Source organism: Streptomyces sp. NPDC051913 (genome assembly GCF_044593635.1).
Taxonomy (GTDB): domain Bacteria; phylum Actinomycetota; class Actinomycetes; order Streptomycetales; family Streptomycetaceae; genus Streptomyces.
Window position 1 is genome coordinate 83,576 of the sequence record NZ_JBIUCI010000015.1, and the last position, 19,467, is coordinate 103,042.

The 19,467-nt window shown below is 71.9% G+C and carries 15 protein-coding genes and 1 pseudogene; 8 read left to right on the forward strand and 8 right to left on the reverse strand.

The window, feature by feature from the left end; genetic code table 11:
- Position 1: 1 nt before the first annotated feature.
- Both ACIHIX_RS35625 and ACIHIX_RS35630 read right to left on the reverse strand, forming a co-directional pair.
- Positions 2 to 1,219 carry a cytochrome P450 gene (locus ACIHIX_RS35625; RefSeq protein ID WP_399963622.1) on the reverse strand — a complete coding sequence of 406 codons (1,218 nt, stop codon included), beginning with the start codon at positions 1,217 to 1,219 and terminating at the stop codon, positions 2 to 4.
- 58 nt (positions 1,220 to 1,277) lie between these two features.
- Complete coding sequence (locus tag ACIHIX_RS35630; protein WP_399963624.1) at positions 1,278 to 2,066, reverse strand: N-formylglutamate amidohydrolase; 789 nt, start codon at positions 2,064 to 2,066, stop codon at positions 1,278 to 1,280.
- 47 nt (positions 2,067 to 2,113) lie between these two features.
- Here ACIHIX_RS35630 and ACIHIX_RS35635 point away from each other — a divergent pair, with 47 nt between their 5' ends.
- Entirely contained in the window at positions 2,114 to 2,455 is a 342-nt protein-coding gene (locus ACIHIX_RS35635) for a DUF5713 family protein (protein ID WP_399963626.1), read from the forward strand.
- A 68-nt stretch (positions 2,456 to 2,523) separates the two neighbouring features.
- On the opposite strand, the gene ACIHIX_RS35640 is transcribed toward ACIHIX_RS35635, so the two are convergent.
- Positions 2,524 to 4,743: an NADP-dependent isocitrate dehydrogenase gene (locus ACIHIX_RS35640; protein WP_399963628.1), complete on the reverse strand. Its 2,220-nt coding sequence runs from the start codon at positions 4,741 to 4,743 to the stop codon at positions 2,524 to 2,526.
- 207 nt (positions 4,744 to 4,950) lie between these two features.
- Between ACIHIX_RS35640 and ACIHIX_RS35645 the strand changes: the two genes are divergently transcribed.
- The 3 genes from ACIHIX_RS35645 (at position 4,951) to ACIHIX_RS35655 (ending at position 8,184) form a co-directional block, all read left to right on the forward strand.
- A complete protein-coding gene (locus tag ACIHIX_RS35645; RefSeq protein WP_399963630.1) occupies positions 4,951 to 6,486 on the forward strand; it encodes a M1 family metallopeptidase in 1,536 nt (511 codons plus the stop codon).
- Positions 6,487 to 6,587: 101 nt separating this feature from the next.
- Positions 6,588 to 7,277: a hypothetical protein gene (locus tag ACIHIX_RS35650; RefSeq protein WP_399963632.1), complete on the forward strand. Its 690-nt coding sequence runs from the start codon at positions 6,588 to 6,590 to the stop codon at positions 7,275 to 7,277.
- A gap of 34 nt (positions 7,278 to 7,311) precedes the next feature.
- The gene (locus tag ACIHIX_RS35655; protein ID WP_399963634.1) at positions 7,312 to 8,184 is read left to right on the forward strand and encodes a SecDF P1 head subdomain-containing protein; all 873 of its coding nucleotides are present in this window, start codon (positions 7,312 to 7,314) and stop codon (positions 8,182 to 8,184) included.
- 10 nt (positions 8,185 to 8,194) lie between these two features.
- On the opposite strand, the gene ACIHIX_RS35660 is transcribed toward ACIHIX_RS35655, so the two are convergent.
- The 3 genes from ACIHIX_RS35660 to ACIHIX_RS35670 form a co-directional block, all read right to left on the reverse strand.
- Complete coding sequence (locus ACIHIX_RS35660; protein WP_399963928.1) at positions 8,195 to 9,250, reverse strand: mechanosensitive ion channel family protein; 1,056 nt, start codon at positions 9,248 to 9,250, stop codon at positions 8,195 to 8,197.
- A 160-nt stretch (positions 9,251 to 9,410) separates the two neighbouring features.
- Entirely contained in the window at positions 9,411 to 10,928 is a 1,518-nt protein-coding gene (locus ACIHIX_RS35665; RefSeq protein ID WP_399963636.1) for an amino acid permease, read from the reverse strand.
- 31 nt (positions 10,929 to 10,959) lie between these two features.
- Positions 10,960 to 11,937: a hypothetical protein gene (locus tag ACIHIX_RS35670; RefSeq protein ID WP_399963637.1), complete on the reverse strand. Its 978-nt coding sequence runs from the start codon at positions 11,935 to 11,937 to the stop codon at positions 10,960 to 10,962.
- A gap of 276 nt (positions 11,938 to 12,213) precedes the next feature.
- On the opposite strand from ACIHIX_RS35670, the gene ACIHIX_RS35675 reads away from it, so the two are divergent.
- From ACIHIX_RS35675 to ACIHIX_RS35685, 3 genes and pseudogenes are all read left to right on the forward strand, one after another.
- Complete coding sequence (locus tag ACIHIX_RS35675) at positions 12,214 to 13,641, forward strand: FGGY family carbohydrate kinase (RefSeq protein WP_399963639.1); 1,428 nt, start codon at positions 12,214 to 12,216, stop codon at positions 13,639 to 13,641.
- Complete coding sequence (locus tag ACIHIX_RS35680; RefSeq protein ID WP_399963641.1) at positions 13,638 to 15,029, forward strand: FAD-dependent oxidoreductase; 1,392 nt, start codon at positions 13,638 to 13,640, stop codon at positions 15,027 to 15,029. Before ACIHIX_RS35675 ends, ACIHIX_RS35680 begins: the two co-directional genes overlap by 4 nt.
- Positions 15,026 to 15,928: pseudogene (locus ACIHIX_RS35685) on the forward strand (FAD-dependent oxidoreductase); the annotation flags it as partial. The gene ACIHIX_RS35680 and the pseudogene ACIHIX_RS35685, both read left to right, overlap by 4 nt.
- Before the next feature lie 18 nt (positions 15,929 to 15,946).
- On the opposite strand, the gene ACIHIX_RS35690 reads toward ACIHIX_RS35685, so the two are convergent.
- Both ACIHIX_RS35690 and ACIHIX_RS35695 read right to left on the reverse strand, forming a co-directional pair.
- A complete protein-coding gene (locus tag ACIHIX_RS35690) occupies positions 15,947 to 16,405 on the reverse strand; it encodes a hypothetical protein (RefSeq protein ID WP_399963643.1) in 459 nt (152 codons plus the stop codon).
- 35 nt (positions 16,406 to 16,440) lie between these two features.
- Complete coding sequence (locus tag ACIHIX_RS35695) at positions 16,441 to 17,421, reverse strand: YbhN family protein (protein ID WP_399963644.1); 981 nt, start codon at positions 17,419 to 17,421, stop codon at positions 16,441 to 16,443.
- A 144-nt stretch (positions 17,422 to 17,565) separates the two neighbouring features.
- Between ACIHIX_RS35695 and ACIHIX_RS35700 the strand changes: the two genes are divergently transcribed.
- Complete coding sequence (locus ACIHIX_RS35700; RefSeq protein ID WP_399963930.1) at positions 17,566 to 19,449, forward strand: ABC transporter ATP-binding protein; 1,884 nt, start codon at positions 17,566 to 17,568, stop codon at positions 19,447 to 19,449.
- Positions 19,450 to 19,467: the final 18 nt, after the last annotated feature.

Here is a 19,467-nt window from a genome sequence, read left to right on the forward strand (position 1 = left end):
GTCAGTCCCAGATGACGGGCAGGGACTGCGGCCCGCGGATCATCGTCTTCCGGCGCCAGACCACCTGGTCGGCCGGGACCGCGAGCCGCAGTCCCGGCAGCCGGTCGACGAGGGCGCCCACCATGAGCTCGATCTGGAGCCGCGCCAGCACCGCGCCCGTGCAGTAGTGCGGGCCGTTGCCGAAGGACAGGTGTGGGTTGGGGTCCCGGTCGAGGTCGATGCGGTCCGGGTCGGGGAAGACGTCCGGATCGCGGTTGGCGGCCAGATAGGAGACGTACACCGGATCGCCCGCACGGATCCGCTGCCCGCCCAGTTCGACGTCCTCCAGGGCGATCCGGGCGAGCCCGACCGCGGTGCGGTGCGGGACATAGCGCATCAGCTCGTCCAGGGCGCTCGCGCGGGCCTCGGGCCGATCGCGCATCCGCTCCATCAGCTCGGGACGGGTCAGCAACAGGTACAGCGTCTGCCCGCAGTTGTGGGTGACCGCCTCGCCGCCGATCTGCAGGGGCGCGGCCAGTCCGACCGCCTCCGCCTCGTTGATCTCACCCCGCCGCAGCGCCGCGCCGATCAGCGAGTACACGTCGTCGCCGTCGCTGTGGGCGCGGGCCCGGACGGTCTCCGCGATCCAGCCGAACATGCCCTTCTTGGCCTCGGCGGCGGCCTCCGCCCCGCCCTTCGTGGAGACGATCTGCGCCGCCCAGGCGTGCATCCGGGGCCGGTCGGCGGCGGGCACCCCCATGACCTCGCAGATCAGGGCCACCGGGAAGGGTTCGAGCACACGCTCGACGAGATCGGCGGGCGGGCCGTCCCGCACGATCCCCGCCACCAGCGGGTCGAGGAGCTCCTGCGCGCGAGGTCGCAGCCGTTTCATCGCGCTCACCGTGAACGCGCTCGCCACGGCCTTGCGCAGCCGGTTGTGGTCGGGCTGGTCGGCCCACGCGGGGGAGCCCGGCCGCGGCGCGAAGTGCGGAGCGAGCCGGGTGACCTGGCGGTCCATTCCCGCGGTACGGCTGAACCGCGGATCGTTGGTGATCTGCCTGACGTCCTCGTAGCGGGTGGCCAGCCATGCCCACCCCTCTCCGAACGGCAGCCGGATCCGGGTCAGCGGCCCCTCCCGCATCAGCTCCGCCAGCACCGGGTCGAACTCCGTCCCGGCCAGGTCGTGGGCGGGCCAGTCCCGTACGGGAGGGCCGGTGAGCGTGGTGGTCTCCTCGGTCATGCCCTCCACCCTCGCCGCGTGCGGGCCGGGTGTCGCGCGGGAGTGCTCCAGCCGGAGGTCAGCGGGACACGGCGTCGACGAGCCTCGCGAGCGCGGAGGCGAGCCGCCCCAGCCCCGCGTCGGCGGCCCCACCCGGCTCGCTCATGTAGGTGTCCCGGCGGATCTCCACCATCAGCGCGGTGACCCGGGGCTCCCGGCCGTAGAACTCCAACGGCACGTACGTCCCGCTGAACGGGCTGTCCAGCCCGACCTCCCCGAAAGCGTCACGGGCGGCGGTGACCAGCTCCGCCGGGGTGTGAAAGGAATCGGTACCGAGACAGACAGCCGGCCGCGGCCCGTCGCCATGCATCTCGTAGGGCAGCGCCGCACTGGGGTACGAGTGCACATCGACGATCACGACCCGCCCCGCCACGGCCAGCCGCTCGGCGACAGCCTCGCTCATGGCCCGCGCGTACGGCCGGAAGTACCGCGCGAGCAGAGGCTCGGGGTCGGTGTCCGCGGGCCGCAGCACTCCTCGGTGCGCGGTCCGCGTGTATACGGCGCCCATCCCGACGGCGAGCATCTCCTCCCGCCCGTCCGGAAACCGCTCCGGATCGACGACCAACCGCGACAGCCGATTGACGAACCGCCACGGCGTCACCCCCGACAGCCCGGCGGCCCGCGCGGCCAGCTCCGCGGTGTGCGCGTCCACCAGGTGATCCAGCTCCCGCTCCAGCGCGGCATCGCCCAGCACGATCCCCGCGCGCACCTCGTCCGGTATCTCCCGCGAGGAATGCGGCACATGCAGAATCACGGGGGACTCCACGGCCCCGGCCACCAGCTCGAAGGACGGTACGACGGAGGTCATGCGGCGGCTCCCGGGGTGCTGTCAGTGGGGTGGTGCACGATCACAGCATGACGATCAGCAACGAGCTCGTGGCCGCCCACCCGTTCCTCAAGCCGCTCTACGACGACGACTACTACCCCGACCAGGTGCTGGACCGGGGTCGAGAGATCCTGCTGCGCCTGTGCGAGCGGATCGAGGCGGAGCGGCCGGCCGATCTCGCCGCGCTGTACGTGCTGACGCATGCGGCCACCGAGGAGTTCAACGACCTCGAGGCGGCCTTCGACGAGGCGGGCAGCGAGATAGAGACCGTCGCCCGGGAGGAGATAGGCGAGCAGTTCTGGTTCATCGCCCACGCCTACGGCTTCGCGGACGCGGACTCGGAGGAGCTGATCGCGACGCGGGAGTGGTGAAAGCCGCCCAACGCCCCCGCCCCGGCCGGGCAACTGCCGACCGGGGCGGGGCGTCCGCGGGGTGGGCGTCAGCTCAGGGACGCCAGGGCCTCGTTCCACGTGGTGGAGGGGCGCATGACCGCGGCGGCCTTGGCCGGGTCGGGCTGGTAGTAGCCGCCGATGTCGGCCGGCTTGCCCTGGACGGCGTTCAGCTCGTCGACGATCTTCTGCTCGTTCGAGGCGAGGGTCTCGGCGAGCGGGGCGAAGGCCTTCGCCAGGTCGGCGTCCTCGGTCTGCGCGGCCAGCTCCTTCGCCCAGTACAGGGACAGGAAGAAGTGGCTGCCGCGGTTGTCGATGCCGCCGACGCGACGGGTCGGGGACTTGTCCTCGTTGAGGAAGGTCGCCGTGGCGCGGTCGAGGGTGTCGGCGAGGACCTTGGCCTTGGGGTTGTTCGTGGCCGTGGCGTACTGCTCCAGGGACGGGACCAGCGCGAAGAACTCGCCCAGCGAGTCCCAGCGCAGGTAGTCCTCCTTGACCAGCTGCTGGACGTGCTTCGGCGCGGAGCCGCCGGCGCCCGTCTCGAACAGGCCGCCGCCCGCCATCAGCGGGACGACCGACAGCATCTTGGCGCTGGTGCCCAGCTCCAGGATCGGGAAGAGGTCGGTCAGGTAGTCGCGCAGGACGTTGCCGGTCACCGAGATGGTGTTCTCGCCGCGGCGGATGCGCTCGACCGACAGCTTCGTCGCGTCGACCGGGGCGAGGATCCGGATGTCCAGTCCCTCGGTGTCGTGCTCCGGCAGGTACGCGTTGACCTTGGCGATCAGGTTGGCGTCGTGCGCGCGGGTCTCGTCGAGCCAGAACACGGCCGGGTCGCCGGTGGCGCGGGCACGGGTGACGGCGAGCTTCACCCAGTCCTTGATCGGCGCGTCCTTGGTCTGGCAGGCGCGGAAGATGTCGCCCGCGGCGACCGGCTGCTCGATGAGGACGTTGCCGGCCTGGTCGACCAGACGGACCGTACCGGCCGTCGCGATCTCGAAGGTCTTGTCGTGGGAGCCGTACTCCTCGGCCTTCTGCGCCATCAGACCGACGTTCGGCACGGAGCCCATGGTCGACGGGTCGTAGGCGCCGTTGGCGCGGCAGTCGTCGACGACGACCTGGTAGACACCGGCGTACGAGGAGTCCGGGAGCACCGCGAGGGTGTCGGCCTCGGCGCCGTCCGGGCCCCACATGTGGCCGGAGGTGCGGATCATGGCCGGCATCGAGGCGTCGACGATGACGTCGGACGGCACGTGCAGGTTGGTGATGCCCTTGTCGGAGTCGACCATCGCGAGAGCCGGGCCCTCGGCGAGCTCGGCGTCGAAGGAGGCCTTGATCGCGTCACCCTCGGGAAGGGCGTCGAGGCCCTTGAGGATGCCGCCCAGACCGTCGTTCGGGGACAGGCCGGCGGCCGCGAGCGTGGCACCGTACTGCTCGAAGGTCTTCGGGAAGAACGCGCGGACCACGTGGCCGAAGATGATCGGGTCGGAGACCTTCATCATCGTGGCCTTCAGGTGCACGGAGAACAGCACGCCCTGGGCCTTGGCCTCGGCGATCTGCGCGGTGAGGAACTCACGCAGCGCGGCCACGTGCAGCACGGACGCGTCGACGACCTCGCCCTGGAGGACCGGTACGGACTCGCGCAGGACCTTGGTCGTGCCGTCCTCGCCGACCAGCTCGATCTTCAGCGCGCCGGCCTCGGAGATCACGACGGACTTCTCGGTGGAGCGGAAGTCGTTCTGCCCCATGGTCGCGACGTTGGTCTTCGAGTCCGAGGACCAGGCGCCCATGCGGTGCGGGTGGGTCTTGGCGTAGTTCTTGACCGAGGCGGGGGCGCGACGGTCGGAGTTGCCCTCACGCAGGACCGGGTTGACCGCGGAGCCCTTGATCTTGTCGTAGCGGGCCTGGACGTCCCGCTCCTCGTCGGTCTTCGGGTCGTCCGGGTAGGCCGGCAGCGCGTAGCCCTGCGCCTGCAGCTCGGCGATGGCGGCCTTGAGCTGCGGGATCGACGCCGAGATGTTCGGCAGCTTGATGATGTTGGCCTCGGGCGTCTTCGCCAGCTCGCCCAGCTCGTGCAGGGCGTCCGGGATGCGCTGGTCCTCGGTCAGGTACTCCGGGAACACCGCGATGATGCGTCCGGCCAGCGAGATGTCCCGCGTCTCCACGGCGACCCCCGCCTGCGAGGCGTACGCCTGGACCACCGGCAGGAAGGAATACGTCGCCAGGGCCGGGGCCTCGTCAGTGTGCGTATAGATGATGGTCGAGTCAGTCACCGGGTGCTCCGCTCCACGTCTGCAACATTGCTCGACATCAAGATATCTCGTGATCGAGCCCGGCTCGACAGGGGTCCTCGCACACGCTCTCGGATTTTGTGTGCCCTCGCGTGCAACCCCAGCACCCGATCTTGGAGTGAAGGAGGGTGATCACACTCATCCGACGGCCGGAACCGACCACCCCGGCCGCCCGAGCGAAAGCGGACCATGAGATATCGCACCAGAGTGACGGCGCCCGCCGCCCTGATCGGTACGGCCGCGGCACTGACCATCGGGGGAGCCCCGGCGCAGGCCGCCGCCGCGAGCGGCGTTCCCGGCGCGGAGACCCTGGGGGACCCCGTCTACCCGGACCTCGGCAACGACGGCTACCGCGTGTCGGCCTACCACCTGGACCTCGCCTACGACGCCACGACGAAGCTCGTCGACGCCACCGCCACCCTGCGGATCACCACCACCGAGGCCCTGACCCGCTTCTCCCTGGACGCGCTCGGCCTCGACATACGCACCGTGACCGTGGGTGGCAGGACGGCGGTCTTCGAGCAGGCCGGCGAGAAGCTGCGGATCACGCCCGCCCGCTGTCTGCCGGCCCGGCGCCGGGTCACCGTCACCGTGACGTACTCCGCCGACCCGCGCCGCACCCTCGCGCACACCGCCTGGGTGCCCACGCCGGACGGCTTCGCGGTCTGCCCCCAGCCGAACTCGGCGCACACCGTCTTCCCGTGCAACGACCACCCGGTGGACAAGGCGGACTTCACCTTCCGGATCACCGTCCCCACGGGTCTGAAGGGCGTCGCGAGCGGCTCCCTGACGGGCACCGAGGACCTCGGCGACGGGCGGACCGCGTACAGCTACCGCTCCCGTGAGCCGATAGCCACCGAGCTGGTCCAGCTCACGGTCGGCGACTACGTCGTCAAGGACCGCCAGGGCCCGAACGGACTGCCCCTGCGTGACGTCGTCCCCACCGCCCGCGCCGAGGCCCTGGAGCCCGCCCTCGCACTCACCCCGAACCTGGTGAGCTGGATCGAGCAGCGCCTCGGTGCCTACCCGTTCGAGACGTACGGCCTGCTGCCGTGCAACAACGACTCCTCCACGGCCTTCGACTTCACGGGCCTGGAGACCCAGACCCTGACCCTCTACAAGCCGAACTACCTGCTCCAGGCCGAGCCGAAGATCGGCTCGCACATGATGCACGAGCTGGTCCACTCCTACTTCGGCAACAGCGTCAGCCCCGCCACCTGGGCCGACCTGTGGATCAACGAGGGCCACGCCGACTTCTACGGGCTGCTCTACCGCTACGAGCGTGGCTGGGCCGACTCGATCGGCCTGACCACCATGGAAGCCCGGATGAAGGACACCTACGCCAAGGGCGACCAGTGGCGCCAGAGCTCCGGCCCGGTCGCCGCCCCGAACGAGGCCAACCTCTTCGACAACCAGCGCTACCTCGGCGGCGTCCTCGTCCTGTACGCGCTGCGCCAGCAGGTCGGGGAGACGGTGTTCGCCACCATCGAGCGCACCTTCCTGGACCGCTTCCGCAACTCCTCGGCGTCGACCGCCGACTACATCGCCGTCGCCACCGAGATCTCCGGCTCGGACCAGTCCGGATTCCTGCGGGACTGGCTCTACGGCACGAAGACCCCGCGCATGCCCGGCCACCCGGACTGGACGGTGACGCCGGTGAGTTCGTCGCTGCGTCGGCCGCAGAGTCGGCCGAGCGGCCACCACGACAACTCGGCCACGCTCTGAGACGCATATAGCACAAGCCGTCCCGGTTGAGACGGTTTCGTGTCAACTCAAGGGCCCTGGGGGCGAGTCGGTGCCACGATGAGGCATCGATCGGGGGACCCATGGAAGACGACACGACGGTCGGCCCGCCCGGACAGCCGCCGGCCCCGTCCAGGGACCGCACGGTCCACGGGGCGGTCATCGGCGGCGCGTGCACCATCGTCGCCGCGCTGATCGGATACCTCGGCCTGCCGGCGGTGGCGACACCTCCGACGGCGAGCGTGCCGACGCGGACGGAGACGGCGACGACCCGGGTGACGGTCACGGCGACCGTCACCCGGGAACCGGACCGGAAAGGGGCGGCAACGACCCCCGGCGTGACCTCCGGCGGCGGGGAACCGACCTCCCTCCCCTCCTCGGAGGGCTGGACGCCCGAGCTCAGCGACTCGCTGACGCTGGAGGCCACCTGGACCAACTTCGACCGGTTCCCGCCGGCCCAGGGGAGCGGGACGGACGTCCAGGTCGTCGGCTTCGTGGGCGGCGTCTACCTCAAGGCGTGGCAGACGCACACCATGGCGGTGGTCCCGGCGGGCGCCGCCCCTCCCACACCGGTGGCGTGCGGCGACCTCGTCGACGCGAGCGACCCCGATGCCAACCACCTCACGGTCTCGCCCGGCGACCGCGTCTGTCTGCGTACCGACCGTGCCCGCATCGTCCTGCTCACCCTCACATCGACCTCGCCCAGGGGCCGCGACACCAGCAGCGCGGCGGCGGACGTGGTCGTCTGGGCGGGCCCTGACACACCCGCCTGAGCGGCGGGGCGACGGAACGGGGAATCCGATGGCCATGGAGAGCTGTGGGGCATGGCGTGCACTCGTCGTGGCGGGTGCGCTGGTCATGGCGCTCGTCGGCTGCGGCGGACCGGACGGGTCGGCTGCGGGGGCGAGAACGCCGAGCGGGGCCGCCGCAACCGGTGCCGGCCGCAGTGCTTCGCCGACGACCTCGCTGCCGGACCCCGAGGAGAAGGTCTACGTCGTGTTCGGCTCCGTGGATCCGCAGAACCCGCAGGTGCTGGAGGAGACCGCCGCGCTGATGCGGCGGCGCGCGGCGGAGGCGGGTCTGGCGGGGGTCGACGTCCAGGTCGCGGGGGAGGGGCCGGCCGCGACGATCACGGTCTCGGGCCGGGGCAGCCAACAGAACGGGCTCAGAGCGCTGGGCGAGACGGCGCGGCTGGACTTCCGGCCCGTGCTGGCGACCGCGCCGGTCGAAAGATCGGCCTGTACCCGACCCGACGTGACGGCCGCGCCGGAACAGCCCCTCACCGCCTGTGAGAAGAGGGACGGCGGCCACTACTCGTACTCCCTCGACGCCGTTGCGGTCCCCGGCACCGACGTGGCCGAGGCGGAGGCGGTCCACGACGAGCGGACGCGACAAGGCTGGCTCGTACGGCTCCGGTTCACCGCCGCCGGAGCCAAGAAGTTCACCGATGTCACCGGACGGCTCGCCCAACAGCAGAGCCCCGCCAACCAGTTCGCGATCGTTCTCGACGGGACCGTGCTGTCCGCCCCGTCCGTCAGCCAGGCGATCACCGGCGGAGAGGCGGAGATCTACGGCTCCTTCACCGAGACGTCGGCACGCGAGCTCGCTGCCGACCTCCGCACTGGCGCCCTTCCCGCCCGGCTGTCGGAGCAGAGCGTCACCCGGCTGCCGCCGGGCTGAACACCACCCGCTACGGCGTCAGGTCCACCGCGTCCCGCTGCTGCGGGATCACCACCGCGCCCTGCTGGAGGGAGACCGTCCGCGTCGGCGCCGGGACCCTGATGCCCTCCTGGCGGTAGCGCTTGTGGAGCTGCTTGATGAACTCGTGCTTGATCCGGAACTGGTCGCTGAACTCGCCGACCCCGAGGATCACGGTGAAGCCGATCCGCGAGTCGCCGAACGTGTGGAAGCGCACCAGCGGTTCGTGCTCCGGGACGGCGCCCTCGATCCGCGTCATCACCTCGGTGACGACCTCGCAGGTGACCCGCTCGACGTGCTCCAGATCGCTGTCGTAGGCCACACCGACCTGGACCAGGATCGTCAACTGCTGCTCGGGGCGCATGAAGTTGGTCATGTTCGACTTGGCGAGCTCCCCGTTGGGGATCACGATCAGGTTGTTGGAGAGCGCGCGCACGGTCGTCTGACGCCAGTTGATGTCCTCGACATAGCCCTCCTCGCCGCTGCTCAGCCGGATGTAGTCGCCGGGCTGGACGGTCTTGGAGGCGAGGATGTGGATGCCCGCGAAGAGATTGGCGAGGGTGTCCTGGAGCGCGAGGGCGACCGCCAGACCGCCGACGCCGAGGGCGGTGAGCATCGGCGCTATCGAGATGCCCAGCGTCTGGAGCACCACCAGGAAGCCGATCGCGAGGACCAGCACGCGGGTGATGTTCACGAAGATCGTCGCCGAGCCCGCGACGCCGGAGCGGGACTGGGTGACCGTCCGCACCAGACCGGCCACGAGACGGGCCGCAGCCACCGTGACCACGAAGATCATCAGCACGGTCAGCACCTGGTTGGTGTTGCGCTGGTACCCCGAAGTCAGCGGCAGGGCCGCCGCCGCGATGGCGATGCCGCCCACCACCGCACCCCACGGCACCACCGTCCGCAGCGCGGCGACGATGACGTCGTCGCCGGTCCACTTGGTGCGGTCGGCATGCTTGCCCAGCCACTTGAGCAGCATGCGCAGCAGGAACGCCGCCAGCACGCCCGCGACCACGGGGATGCCGGCGACGACCAGGTCGTCCATGGTGAGATCCCGTTGAAATGCCGTCACGTCGCCACCTGTTCGAGTTGCTGCTGGATGTGCGCCCGCGCCGACCGCGCGGGTGCGGTGGTCGACGCGACCGCTCATCCTGCCGCATCCGGTACAGGAGTTCGTACCCGGTCCGCGGCCTGAGGGCACGGTTTCAGACGATGCCCTCCGCCAGTTCGGCCTGTTCCTGGTCCGAGTAGGCGGCCGCCGTGGGCGTTCCGTACGAACGACGGGCGGCGTACCACCACACGGTGGCGAGGAGCAGTACGACGGCCAGCGCGACGGACGCGTAGTTCATCGTGTCGACCGTCACCGGCGACGACTGCGGCAGACAGAACAGCACCGTCACGAACGCCACCCACACCACGGCCGTCCAGCCGATCGGCTTGCTCCACCGGCCCAGGCTCCACGGACCCGGCTGGAAACGGTCCCCCGCGCGCAGCCGCAGCAGCACCGGGATGGCGTACGCCGGGGTGATGCCGATGACGTTGATGGCGGTCACCGCGCCGTACGCCGTCGCCGAGTACAGCGAGGGCAGCGCGAGCAGGCCCGCGACCACCACCGACAACCACACCGCGGCGACCGGCGTCTGGGTGCGGGCGCTGACCTTGCGCCAGAGCCCGGAGCCCGGCAGTGCCCCGTCCCGGCTGAACGCGAACACCATGCGGCTGGCGGCGGCCACCTCGGCGTTGCCGCAGAACAGCTGGGCGACGATCACCACGACGAGCAGCGCGCTCGCCCCGTCCGTGCCGAGGCCGTCGAGGAGGATCTGCGCGGGTGGCACCCCGGTGTCGGTGGCCCGGGTGGCGTCGTAGTCCTGGATGGCGAAGGTCAGTCCCGTCAGCAGCACGAAACCGGCGATCCAGGAGACCCAGATGGAGCGGACGATGCCGCGCGCCGCCGACACCGAGGCGTTGGAGGTCTCCTCGGACAGGTGCGCCGAGGCGTCGTAGCCGGAGAACGTGTACTGGGCGAGGAGGAGGCCGATCGCCGCCACGTACAAGGGACTTGACCAGCCGGTGTCGTTGACGAACTCGGTGAAGACGAAGGACGGCGACTGGTGGTGGTCGGGGACGATCGCCAGGGCGCCGACGATCAGTGCCACGCCCGCCAGGTGCCACCAGACGCTGACGGAGTTGAGGAGGCTGACCAGACGGACGCCGAACAGGTTCAGTACGGCGTGCAGCAGCAGGATCACCACGAAGATCAGCATCGTCTTCTCCGGTGTCGGCTCGAAGCCCCACTGGAGGTTCATGAACGCGCCGGTGAACAGGGCGGCGCCGTAGTCGATCCCGGCGATCGCGCCCAGCAGCCCCAGCAGATTCAGCCAGCCGGTGTACCAGCCCCAGCGGCGCCCGCCGAGCCGGTCGGCCATGTAGTACAGGGCGCCCGAGGTCGGATAGGCGCTGGTCACCTCCGCCAGTGCGAGGCCCACACACAGCACGAACAGGCCGACGCCCGCCCAGCCCCACAGCATCACCGCGGGGCCGCCCGCGCTGAGGCCGAAGCCGTACAGGGTCATGCAGCCGGACAGGATCGAGATCACCGAGAAGCTGATGGCGAAGTTGCCGAAGCCGCCCATACGGCGGGCGAGGACGGGCCGGTAGCCGAGTTCCCGCAGGCGTTGTTCCTCGTCGTGCGGTTTCGACGGACCGTGGGTGGTACGGGACATGCGGAAACCTCCGGAAGGGCGGGATGGTGGGTCACGCGGGGCGGCAGCGCGCCCGGGCCTGGAGGAACACCTCCACGGCCTGGCCGCGGTCGCCGGTCTCGGGGATGCGGTACGCCCAGGGCAGGGGCGTCCAGTACGGGCCGAGCGCGTCGAACACCCGGGCCGCCTCCGGGAACCGGAGGGCGCCCCACAGGGCGTGCGCGAGGTGGTTGAGGTCCAGCGGGGTGCGCTCGGCGGTGAAGGTCTGCTCGAACCAGGCGTACAGCGACCGCTGTGCCTCGCGGGTGGCGTCCTCGGCGACCCAGTGCAGGTCGAGAGCGGCGTCCCGGCCGCCGGCACGGCGGTACCGCTCCACCCGGACGTACAGCGGCAGGACATGGAGGGCGGAGCCGGGTGGCGCGGTGTCGGCCGCCCAGTGGGCATAGCCGACCGCCTCGGCGAGCCGGCCCGAGGTGCCGTGCTCGTACAGGAACTGGAGCATCCGGTGGTGCGCCTCGCGGTTGTACGGGTCGCGTTTGCCGGCCTCCGCCAGCAGCCCCCACGGCCCCGGCGGCAGCATCGGCCCGGGCGGCGCCACCCGGTGCTCCTCCCAGCGCCGGTCCCGGTCGAGCCGGGCCAGCGCCAGCAGACACACCCACGGGACGGGGTCCGAAGGAGCGGCCTGGGTCGCCGTGTGGCTCGCCTGCCAGGCCTCCCGCCACAGGTCGAGGGTGCGGGAGTGCTGCTCGCGGTGGGCCCGTAACGCCCGCTCGACGGCGACCCTGGCGTGCATGACCGCGGCCGGGACGCTGTGCGGCTCCTCCGTCAGCCAGGCCCGCACCACATCGGTGCCGGCGGCAGCGGCGGCGAGTACCTGGGTGCGCTGCGTCCACTGCCACCAGGCCGTCGTCTCCCCGAGCAGCCGGCGCATCGACATCCAGCGTCCGGTGCGCACCTCCTGGAGGGTGGCCCGCAGGGCGGCGTCATGGCCCGCGGGGTCGTAGACGGGGCGTGCTCCTTCTCTGGCCATCAGCCGTCCGTCCCGGTCGGCGGGCGGGGCGGGACGGCAGGGTGGAGTAACAACAGCCCTCCTCAGGGCGGCGGTCGGGGAGCTCGTGCCGGTCGGCGGTCACTATAGAGGCGCAGGTTCCGCATCTCCTGCGGTTTCCCGATCTTTTCGAACTCCGTTGCGGATCAGGGGTGTTGAGGGAGCCGGTGATTGAAGATTCACCGACGCCGGGGTCGCTTGACGCGGTGCGGCGGGCGGCGGCAGGCTGACGCCCAGTTGATCGCCGAGGAGGGCTCGATGACCGGTCCCGTGCTGGCCGTGGACCAGGGCACGTCCGGCACCAAGGCGCTCGTCGTCTGCCCCGAACGCGGTGTCATCGGCGCAGGGTTCGCCGAGGTGCGGCCGCGGCATCTGCCCGGGGGACTGGTCGAGGTCGACCCCGAGGAGCTGTACGCCTCCGTCGTCGAGGCCGGCCGCAGTGCCCTCGCCGAGGCGCGCGAACCGGTGGTGGCCCTCGGCCTGGCCAACCAGGGCGAGACCGTGCTCGCCTGGGACCCCGCCACCGGCCGCCCGCTCAGCGACGCCCTCGTCTGGCAGGACCGCCGCGCCGAGAGCGTCTGCGAGGAACTCGCCCCGTACGCCGACGAGTTGCGCGAACTGACCGGCCTGCCCCTCGACCCGTACTTCGCCGCCCCCAAGATGGCCTGGATACGCTGCCACCTCACCCGCGAGGGCGTCGTCACCACCACTGACGCCTGGCTCGTCCACCGCCTCACCGGCGCCTATGTCACCGACGCGGCGACCGCGAGCCGGACCCAGCTCCTCGACCTCGATCGCGCGCAGTGGTCACCCCGCGCCCTCGACCTGTACGGACTCGCCGACGAACGTCTGCCCAAAATCGTCGGCAACGCCCAACCAGTGGGCACGACAGAGGAGTTCGGCCGGGAGATCCCGGTCGCCGGACTGGCCGTCGACCAGCAGGCGGCCCTGCTCGCCCAGCGCGTCACCGAGCCCGGCGGCGCCAAGTGCACCTACGGCACCGGCGCGTTCCTGCTCGCCCACACGGGGGACACCCCCAGACGGGGCGGCTCGGGCCTGGTCAGTTGTATCGCCTGGAACCTCGCCGGCCGAACCAGCTACTGCCTCGACGGTCAGGTGTACACGGCCGCGTCCGCCGTCTCCTGGCTCACCGACCTCGGCGTGATCAAGGGCGCCGCGGACCTCGACGGGGTGGGAGGCTCCGTGCCCGACAGCGGTGGGGTCACCTTCGTCCCCGCGCTGGCCGGACTCGCCGCCCCCTGGTGGCGCGGCGACCTGCGTGGCTCGCTGACGGGGCTCGGCCTCGACACGACCGCCGGACATCTCGTACGCGCGCTGTGCGAGGGGATCGCCGCGCAGGTCGCCGAACTCGTGGACGCCCTGGAGTCCCCGCTGGAGACCCTGCGTGTGGACGGCGGCCTCACCCGCTCCGCCCTCCTCATGCAGACCCAGGCCGATCTGCTGCAACGCCCCGTCGACGTGTCCGCCCTGCCCGACGCGACCGCCCTCGGCGTGGCCGCCCTGGCCCGCCTCGGCGCGGAGCCCGGAGGCACCCTCGACACGGCCCTGCCGGACCGGAAGCCGGCCGCCCGCTACGAGCCGCTGATCTCCGCCGCCGAGGCCGCGGAGCGCCGTGCCCGCTTCCGCGGCGACGTCACCGCCCTCCTCGCCCGGACCCCCGCATGACGGTCACCACCCACGGACCGCTGCCCGGCACGCCGTACGACGTGATCGTCATCGGCGCAGGCGTCGTCGGCAGCGCCATCGCCCGCGCACTGGCCGGCCGTCCCCGGCTGCGCACAGCGGTCGTCGAGGCCCAGGACGACGTCGGTCAGGGCAGCTCCAAGGCCAACACCGCCATCCTCCACACCGGCTTCGACGCCACCCCCGGCTCCCTGGAGGCCCGGCTCGTCCGCGAGGGCTCCCGCCGACTCGCCGCGTACGCCGCCGAGTCGGGCATCCCCGTCGAACCGGTCGGCGCCCTCCTCGTCGCCTGGGACGAGGATCAGCTCGCCGCACTGCCCCGCCTCGCGGAGAAGGCCGAGCGCAACGCGTACGACGAGGCCCGACTGCTCGATCGGGCCGAACTCCACGAGCGTGAGCCCCACCTCGGCCCCGGAGCGCTGGGCGCCCTCCACATCCCCGGCGAGAGCATCATCTGCTCCTGGACGACGACCCTGGCCTACGCCACCCAGGCCGTCCGCAACGGCGTGGACCTGCACCTCAACTGCCGGGTGGAGAAGCTGAGCCACGGGCAGCTGTCGACCAACCGCGGTGCCCTGCACACCCGTTGGATCATCAACGCGGCGGGCCTGCACGCCGACACCCTCGACCGCGACCTCGGCCACCACGACTTCACCGTCACCCCGCGCCGCGGCCAGCTCATCGTCTTCGACAAGTTCGCCCGGCCCCTGGTCCGGCACATCCTGCTGCCCGTCCCGACCGCACTGGGCAAGGGAGTCCTGGTCGCGCCCACCGTGTACGGCAACGTCCTGCTCGGCCCCACCGCCGAGGACCTCGACGACAAAGGGGCCACGCACTCGACCGCCGACGGCCTGGCGAGCCTGCGCGAGAAGGGCCGCCGCATCCTGCCCGAGCTCCTCGACGAGGAGGTCACCGCCGTCTACGCGGGGCTGCGTGCCGCCACCGAGCACGACGACTACCGCATCACGGCCCACCCCGAGCAGGCGTACCTCACGGTGGGCGGCATCCGCTCCACGGGGCTCACGGCGTCGCTCGCCATCGCCGACCACGTGCTGGATCAACTGGCCGCCGGCGGGCTGGAGTCGGGGCCGTCGCGCGAGCTGGAGCCGGTGCGCATGCCCAACCTGGGCGAGGCGTTCCCGCGCCCCTACCAACGCCCCGACCTCATCACCGCCGACCCGGAGTACGGCATCCTCGTCTGCCACTGCGAACGCGTCTCCCGCGGGGAGATCCGGGACGCCCTCGCCAGTACGGTGCCGCCGGGCGGCCTGGACGGACTGCGCCGCCGGACCAGGGCACGCGGGGGACGCTGCCAGGGGTTCCACTGCGGGGCGGCGGTGCGACAGCTGTTCGAGGAGGCGCGCGGGTGACACGGCAGGTCGACGTGCTCGTCATCGGCGCGGGCCCCGCCGGGCTCACCGCCGCCGCCCGGCTCGCCGCCGCGGGGGCCGGCCGGGTCGAGGTCCTCGACCGTGAGCAGCGAGCCGGGGGAGTGCCGCGGCACTGCGCCCACGGCGGCTTCGGCACCTGGCACCGCCCCCTGACCGGCCCGGCGTACGCCCGCCGGCTCCTCGCCGCTGCCCTGGACGCCGGAGCGGTCGTACGGACCGGCGTGACCGCCCTCGACTGGGCGGGCCCCCTCGAACTGGACACCGTGGGCCCGGGCGGACCGGAGGCGATCGCGGCCCGCGCGATCGTCCTGGCCACCGGCGCACGCGAACGCCCCCGCGCCGCCCGCCTGGTGCCGGGCACCCGCCCGGCCGGTGTGTACACCACCGGTGAACTCCAGCAGGCGGTGCATCTGTTCGGGCAGCGGATCGGTACGCGCGCGGTGATCGTGGGCGCGGAGCCCGTGTCGTACCGGGCCGCCGACACCGTACGGGTGGCGGGCGCCGAGGTCGTCGCCATGGTCACGGAGAGGGAGCGTGCGCAGGCGCATCCCGTCCGCGCCCAGGACGCCCGTCTGCGTCGCCGCGTCCCCCTGCTCACCGGTACCGCCGTCGCCGAACTCCTCGGACATGGACGGCTGTCGGGCGTGCGCGTCCGGCGCCACGACGGGCGTACGGCCGAACTCGCCTGTGACACCGTCGTGTTCACCGGTGACTTCGTTCCCGAACACGAGCTGGTGCGGCGGGGCGGGCTGACGCTCGGCACCGGGACGCCGAGGACGTCACGGCCCGGAGTGTTCGCCGTGGGAGGTCTGGCGCGCCCGGGGCAGAGCGCGGCCGCGGCCGCACATGCGGGTGCGCGGGTCGCCGCCGCCGTCATGCGCCCTTGAACGGCCCGGCTACTTCTGCCAGTCGGCCGGCAGTTCGGTGATCTCCAGCTCGGAGAAGACCAGGCTGAGGTCGTGCACCTGTGTCTCGATACGGACCGCGTGGAAGTCGATCCCCAGCTCGCCGGCCCACCGGCGCGTGGCGTCCGACTCGGGCAGCACCCGCGCCTTGTCCAGGTTGGCCCACTTCGTACCCCAGACCCAGCCGTCGAGGCCGTCCGCCGTCTCGTGGTCGATGAGACGGTCGTCCAGCGACTCCTGCCACAGCCAGGGGAGCAGGGCCGTCTCGCAGCGCGCCGCCACGCAGTACCGGAACAGACAGCGCAGATGGGCCGGTGGGACGCCCGTGCGCGGATCGGCCGTCATGTGGACGACGACCTCGTAGTCCCGCAGATACTCCGTGTAGCCGTGGTGCACGACAGCGCGATCCTCGATCTGGTCGAGGGCCTCGGCGAGAGCGGTGATGTCCATACGGCCGTTCTACCGCAGACGATCTTCAAGCGCCGTCAGATGACCTTCAGCCGCACCAGGGCCCCCAGCGTCAGCGCCCCGGGCAGCAGCGGCAGCCACACGGTGATGATCCGGTAGGCCAGCACCACCGCCGTCGCCACCGCCGCCGGGCCGCCCGCCGCCACCAGCGCCATGACGAGCGCCGCCTCCACCGAGCCGATCCCGCCCGGCGTCGGCACCAGCGCGACCGCGACCGTCGCCGCCAGATACGCCACCGCCATGTGCAGCGGCGGCACCGGCAGCCCCAACGCCTGCCCCACCGCGGCCAGTCCGGCCGCCTGGAGCGCGGGGAAGGCCAGGGACCCGCCCCACAGGGCCAGCGCCCGCGACGGCCGGGTGTGCACCTCGCGCAGCTCGCCGAGCGCGGTCCGCAGGAACGCCGTCACGGTCGTACGCACCCGTCGTACGAGGACGAGCACGCCGGCCGCCACGAGCAGCACCGCCCCCAGGGCCGGCAGCAGCGCGCCCACCGCCGCCTCGGGAAGGAGGGAACCAAGGCTCAGCGCGTCGGGGAACGCGAGCAGCAGGACCGCCAGCAGGCCCAGCCTGCCCACCGACTCCGCCAGCAGATACAGCGCGAGGGCGGCCGAGGAGCGGGCGAGCGGAACCCCGCACACCGTCATGAACCGCAGATTGACCGCGCTCGCGCCGAGGCCCGTCGGCAGCAGATGGTTCGCGGCACCGGCCGCGAACTGCGTGGCCAGCAACCGCCGCTTGGGCAGCCGCTCCACGACCGCGCCCTGCCGGGTACAGGCCGCGGCGACCCAGGTCAGACAGGTGGCGCAGACCGCGACCAGCAGCCACGGCCACTCGGCGGACTCCAGATGGCCGAAGCCCTCGGCGAGCACCGAGCGGTGCCGCACGGCGACCACGGAGACGAGCAGCAGCGGCAGCAGACACAGGATCTGCCGGATCCGGCGGCCGGGGAGGGGGACGGACAGACGGCGGGGGCTCACGTCCGGAGAGGTTTTCCCCATCGCGCCAACTACGGGTTGCGCAGGGGCGGACGGGGCATGGCGTACGGTCATCGGATCCTTCGGGGAGGGGGACGTATGGGCAATGATTGTTCTCTGAACGTTGACCTCAACAACGCTTGAGGTCCTAGGTTCGCTCCCATGAGCATGGAAACCACAGCCTGGACACAGCTGCACAGCGTGATGAACGCGCAGACGGAGACCCGCCCCTTCGCCCGCGCCACGCTGCGCCGCATCGGCGCCTTCGCCCGCCCGCACCGCACGCGCATCGCCCAGTTCGTGGTGCTCGGGGTGGCCACCGCCCTGCTCGCCGTCGCCACCCCGGTGCTCGCCGGGCATGTGGTGGACGCGATCGTGACGGGCGACGACGAGGGCACGGTGGTACGGCTGGCCCTGCTCATCGCGCTGATCGCGGTCGCCGAGGCGGCGCTGGGCATCCTCGGACGACGGCTCTCCGCCACGCTCGGGGAGGGACTCATCCTCGATCTGCGGACGGCTGTGTTCGATCATGTGCAGCGCATGCCGGTCGCGTTCTTCACACGGACACGTACGGGAGCGCTGGTCTCCCGACTCAACAACGACGTCATCGGGGCGCAGCGGGCGTTCAGCAACACCCTCTCCGGCGTGGTCAGCAACTTCGTCACCCTGCTGCTGACGCTCGCCGTCATGCTCACCCTGTCCTGGCAGATCACCCTGCTCGCGCTCGCCCTGCTCCCGGTCTTCGTGATCCCGGCCCGCCGGATGGGCAGCCGGATGGCCCGGATGCAGCGGGAGGCGGCGGCCCTGAACGCGGCGATGGGCACCCGGATGACCGAGCGTTTCTCCGCGCCCGGCGCCACCCTGGTCAAGCTGTTCGGCCGGCCGGAGCAGGAGTCCGAGGAGTTCGCGGCCCGCGCCCGGCGGGTGGCGGACATCGGCGTCCGCACGGCCACCGCCCAGTCCGTCTTCATCACCGCCCTGACCCTGGTCTCCGCCCTCGCCCTCGCCCTCGTCTACGGCCTCGGCGGCTGGTTCGCCCTGCGCGGCACCCTGGAACCGGGCGCCGTCGTCTCCCTCGCCCTGCTCCTGACCCGGCTCTACGCCCCGCTCACCGCGCTCGCGGGCGCCCGCGTCGAGGTGATGAGCGCCCTGGTCAGCTTCGAGCGGGTCTTCGAGGTGCTCGACCTGAAGCCCCTCATCGAGGACAAGCGGGAGGCCCGTGAGATCGGGGCCGGCCCGGTCGCGGTCGAGTTCGACGACGTCCGCTTCGGCTACCCGTCCGCCGACAAGGTCTCCCTGGCCTCCCTGGAGGAGGTCGCCTCCCTCGACACCCGGGGCGGCGAGGAGGTCCTCAGGGGCATCTCCTTCCGCGCCGAACCCGGCCAGACCGTCGCCCTCGTCGGCTCCTCCGGCGCCGGCAAGTCGACCATCGCGCAGCTGCTGCCGCGGCTGTACGACGTCGACGAGGGAGCCGTCCGGGTCGGGGACGAGGACCTCCGCGACCTCACCGCCCGCTCCCTGCGGGAGACGATCGGCATGGTCACCCAGGACGGCCACCTCTTCCACGACACGGTCCGCGCCAACCTGCTGCTCGCCCGCCCCGCGGCGACCGAGGACGACCTGTGGGACGCCCTGCGCCGCTCCCGCCTGGAGGATCTCGTACGGTCCCTGCCCGACGGTCTGGACACCGTGGTCGGCGAGCGCGGCTACCATCTCTCCGGCGGCGAACGCCAACGGATGACCATCGCCCGGCTGTTGCTGGCCCGCCAGCGTGTCGTCATCCTCGACGAGGCCACCGCCCACCTCGACAACACCTCGGAGGCGGCGGTGCAGGAGGCGCTGACGGAGGCACTGGAGGGCAGGACCGCGATCGTCATCGCCCACCGCCTCTCCACGATCCGCGCGGCCGACCAGATCCTGGTAGTCGAGGCCGGACGGATCGTCGAACGCGGCACCCATGACGAGCTGTTGGCGGCCGATGGCCGTTACGCCGAGCTGTACCGGACACAGTTCGAGACCGGCGAAGTCCCGGCGGTCGGAGAGGCGGCCTAGGTCGGACACGACCTCGGC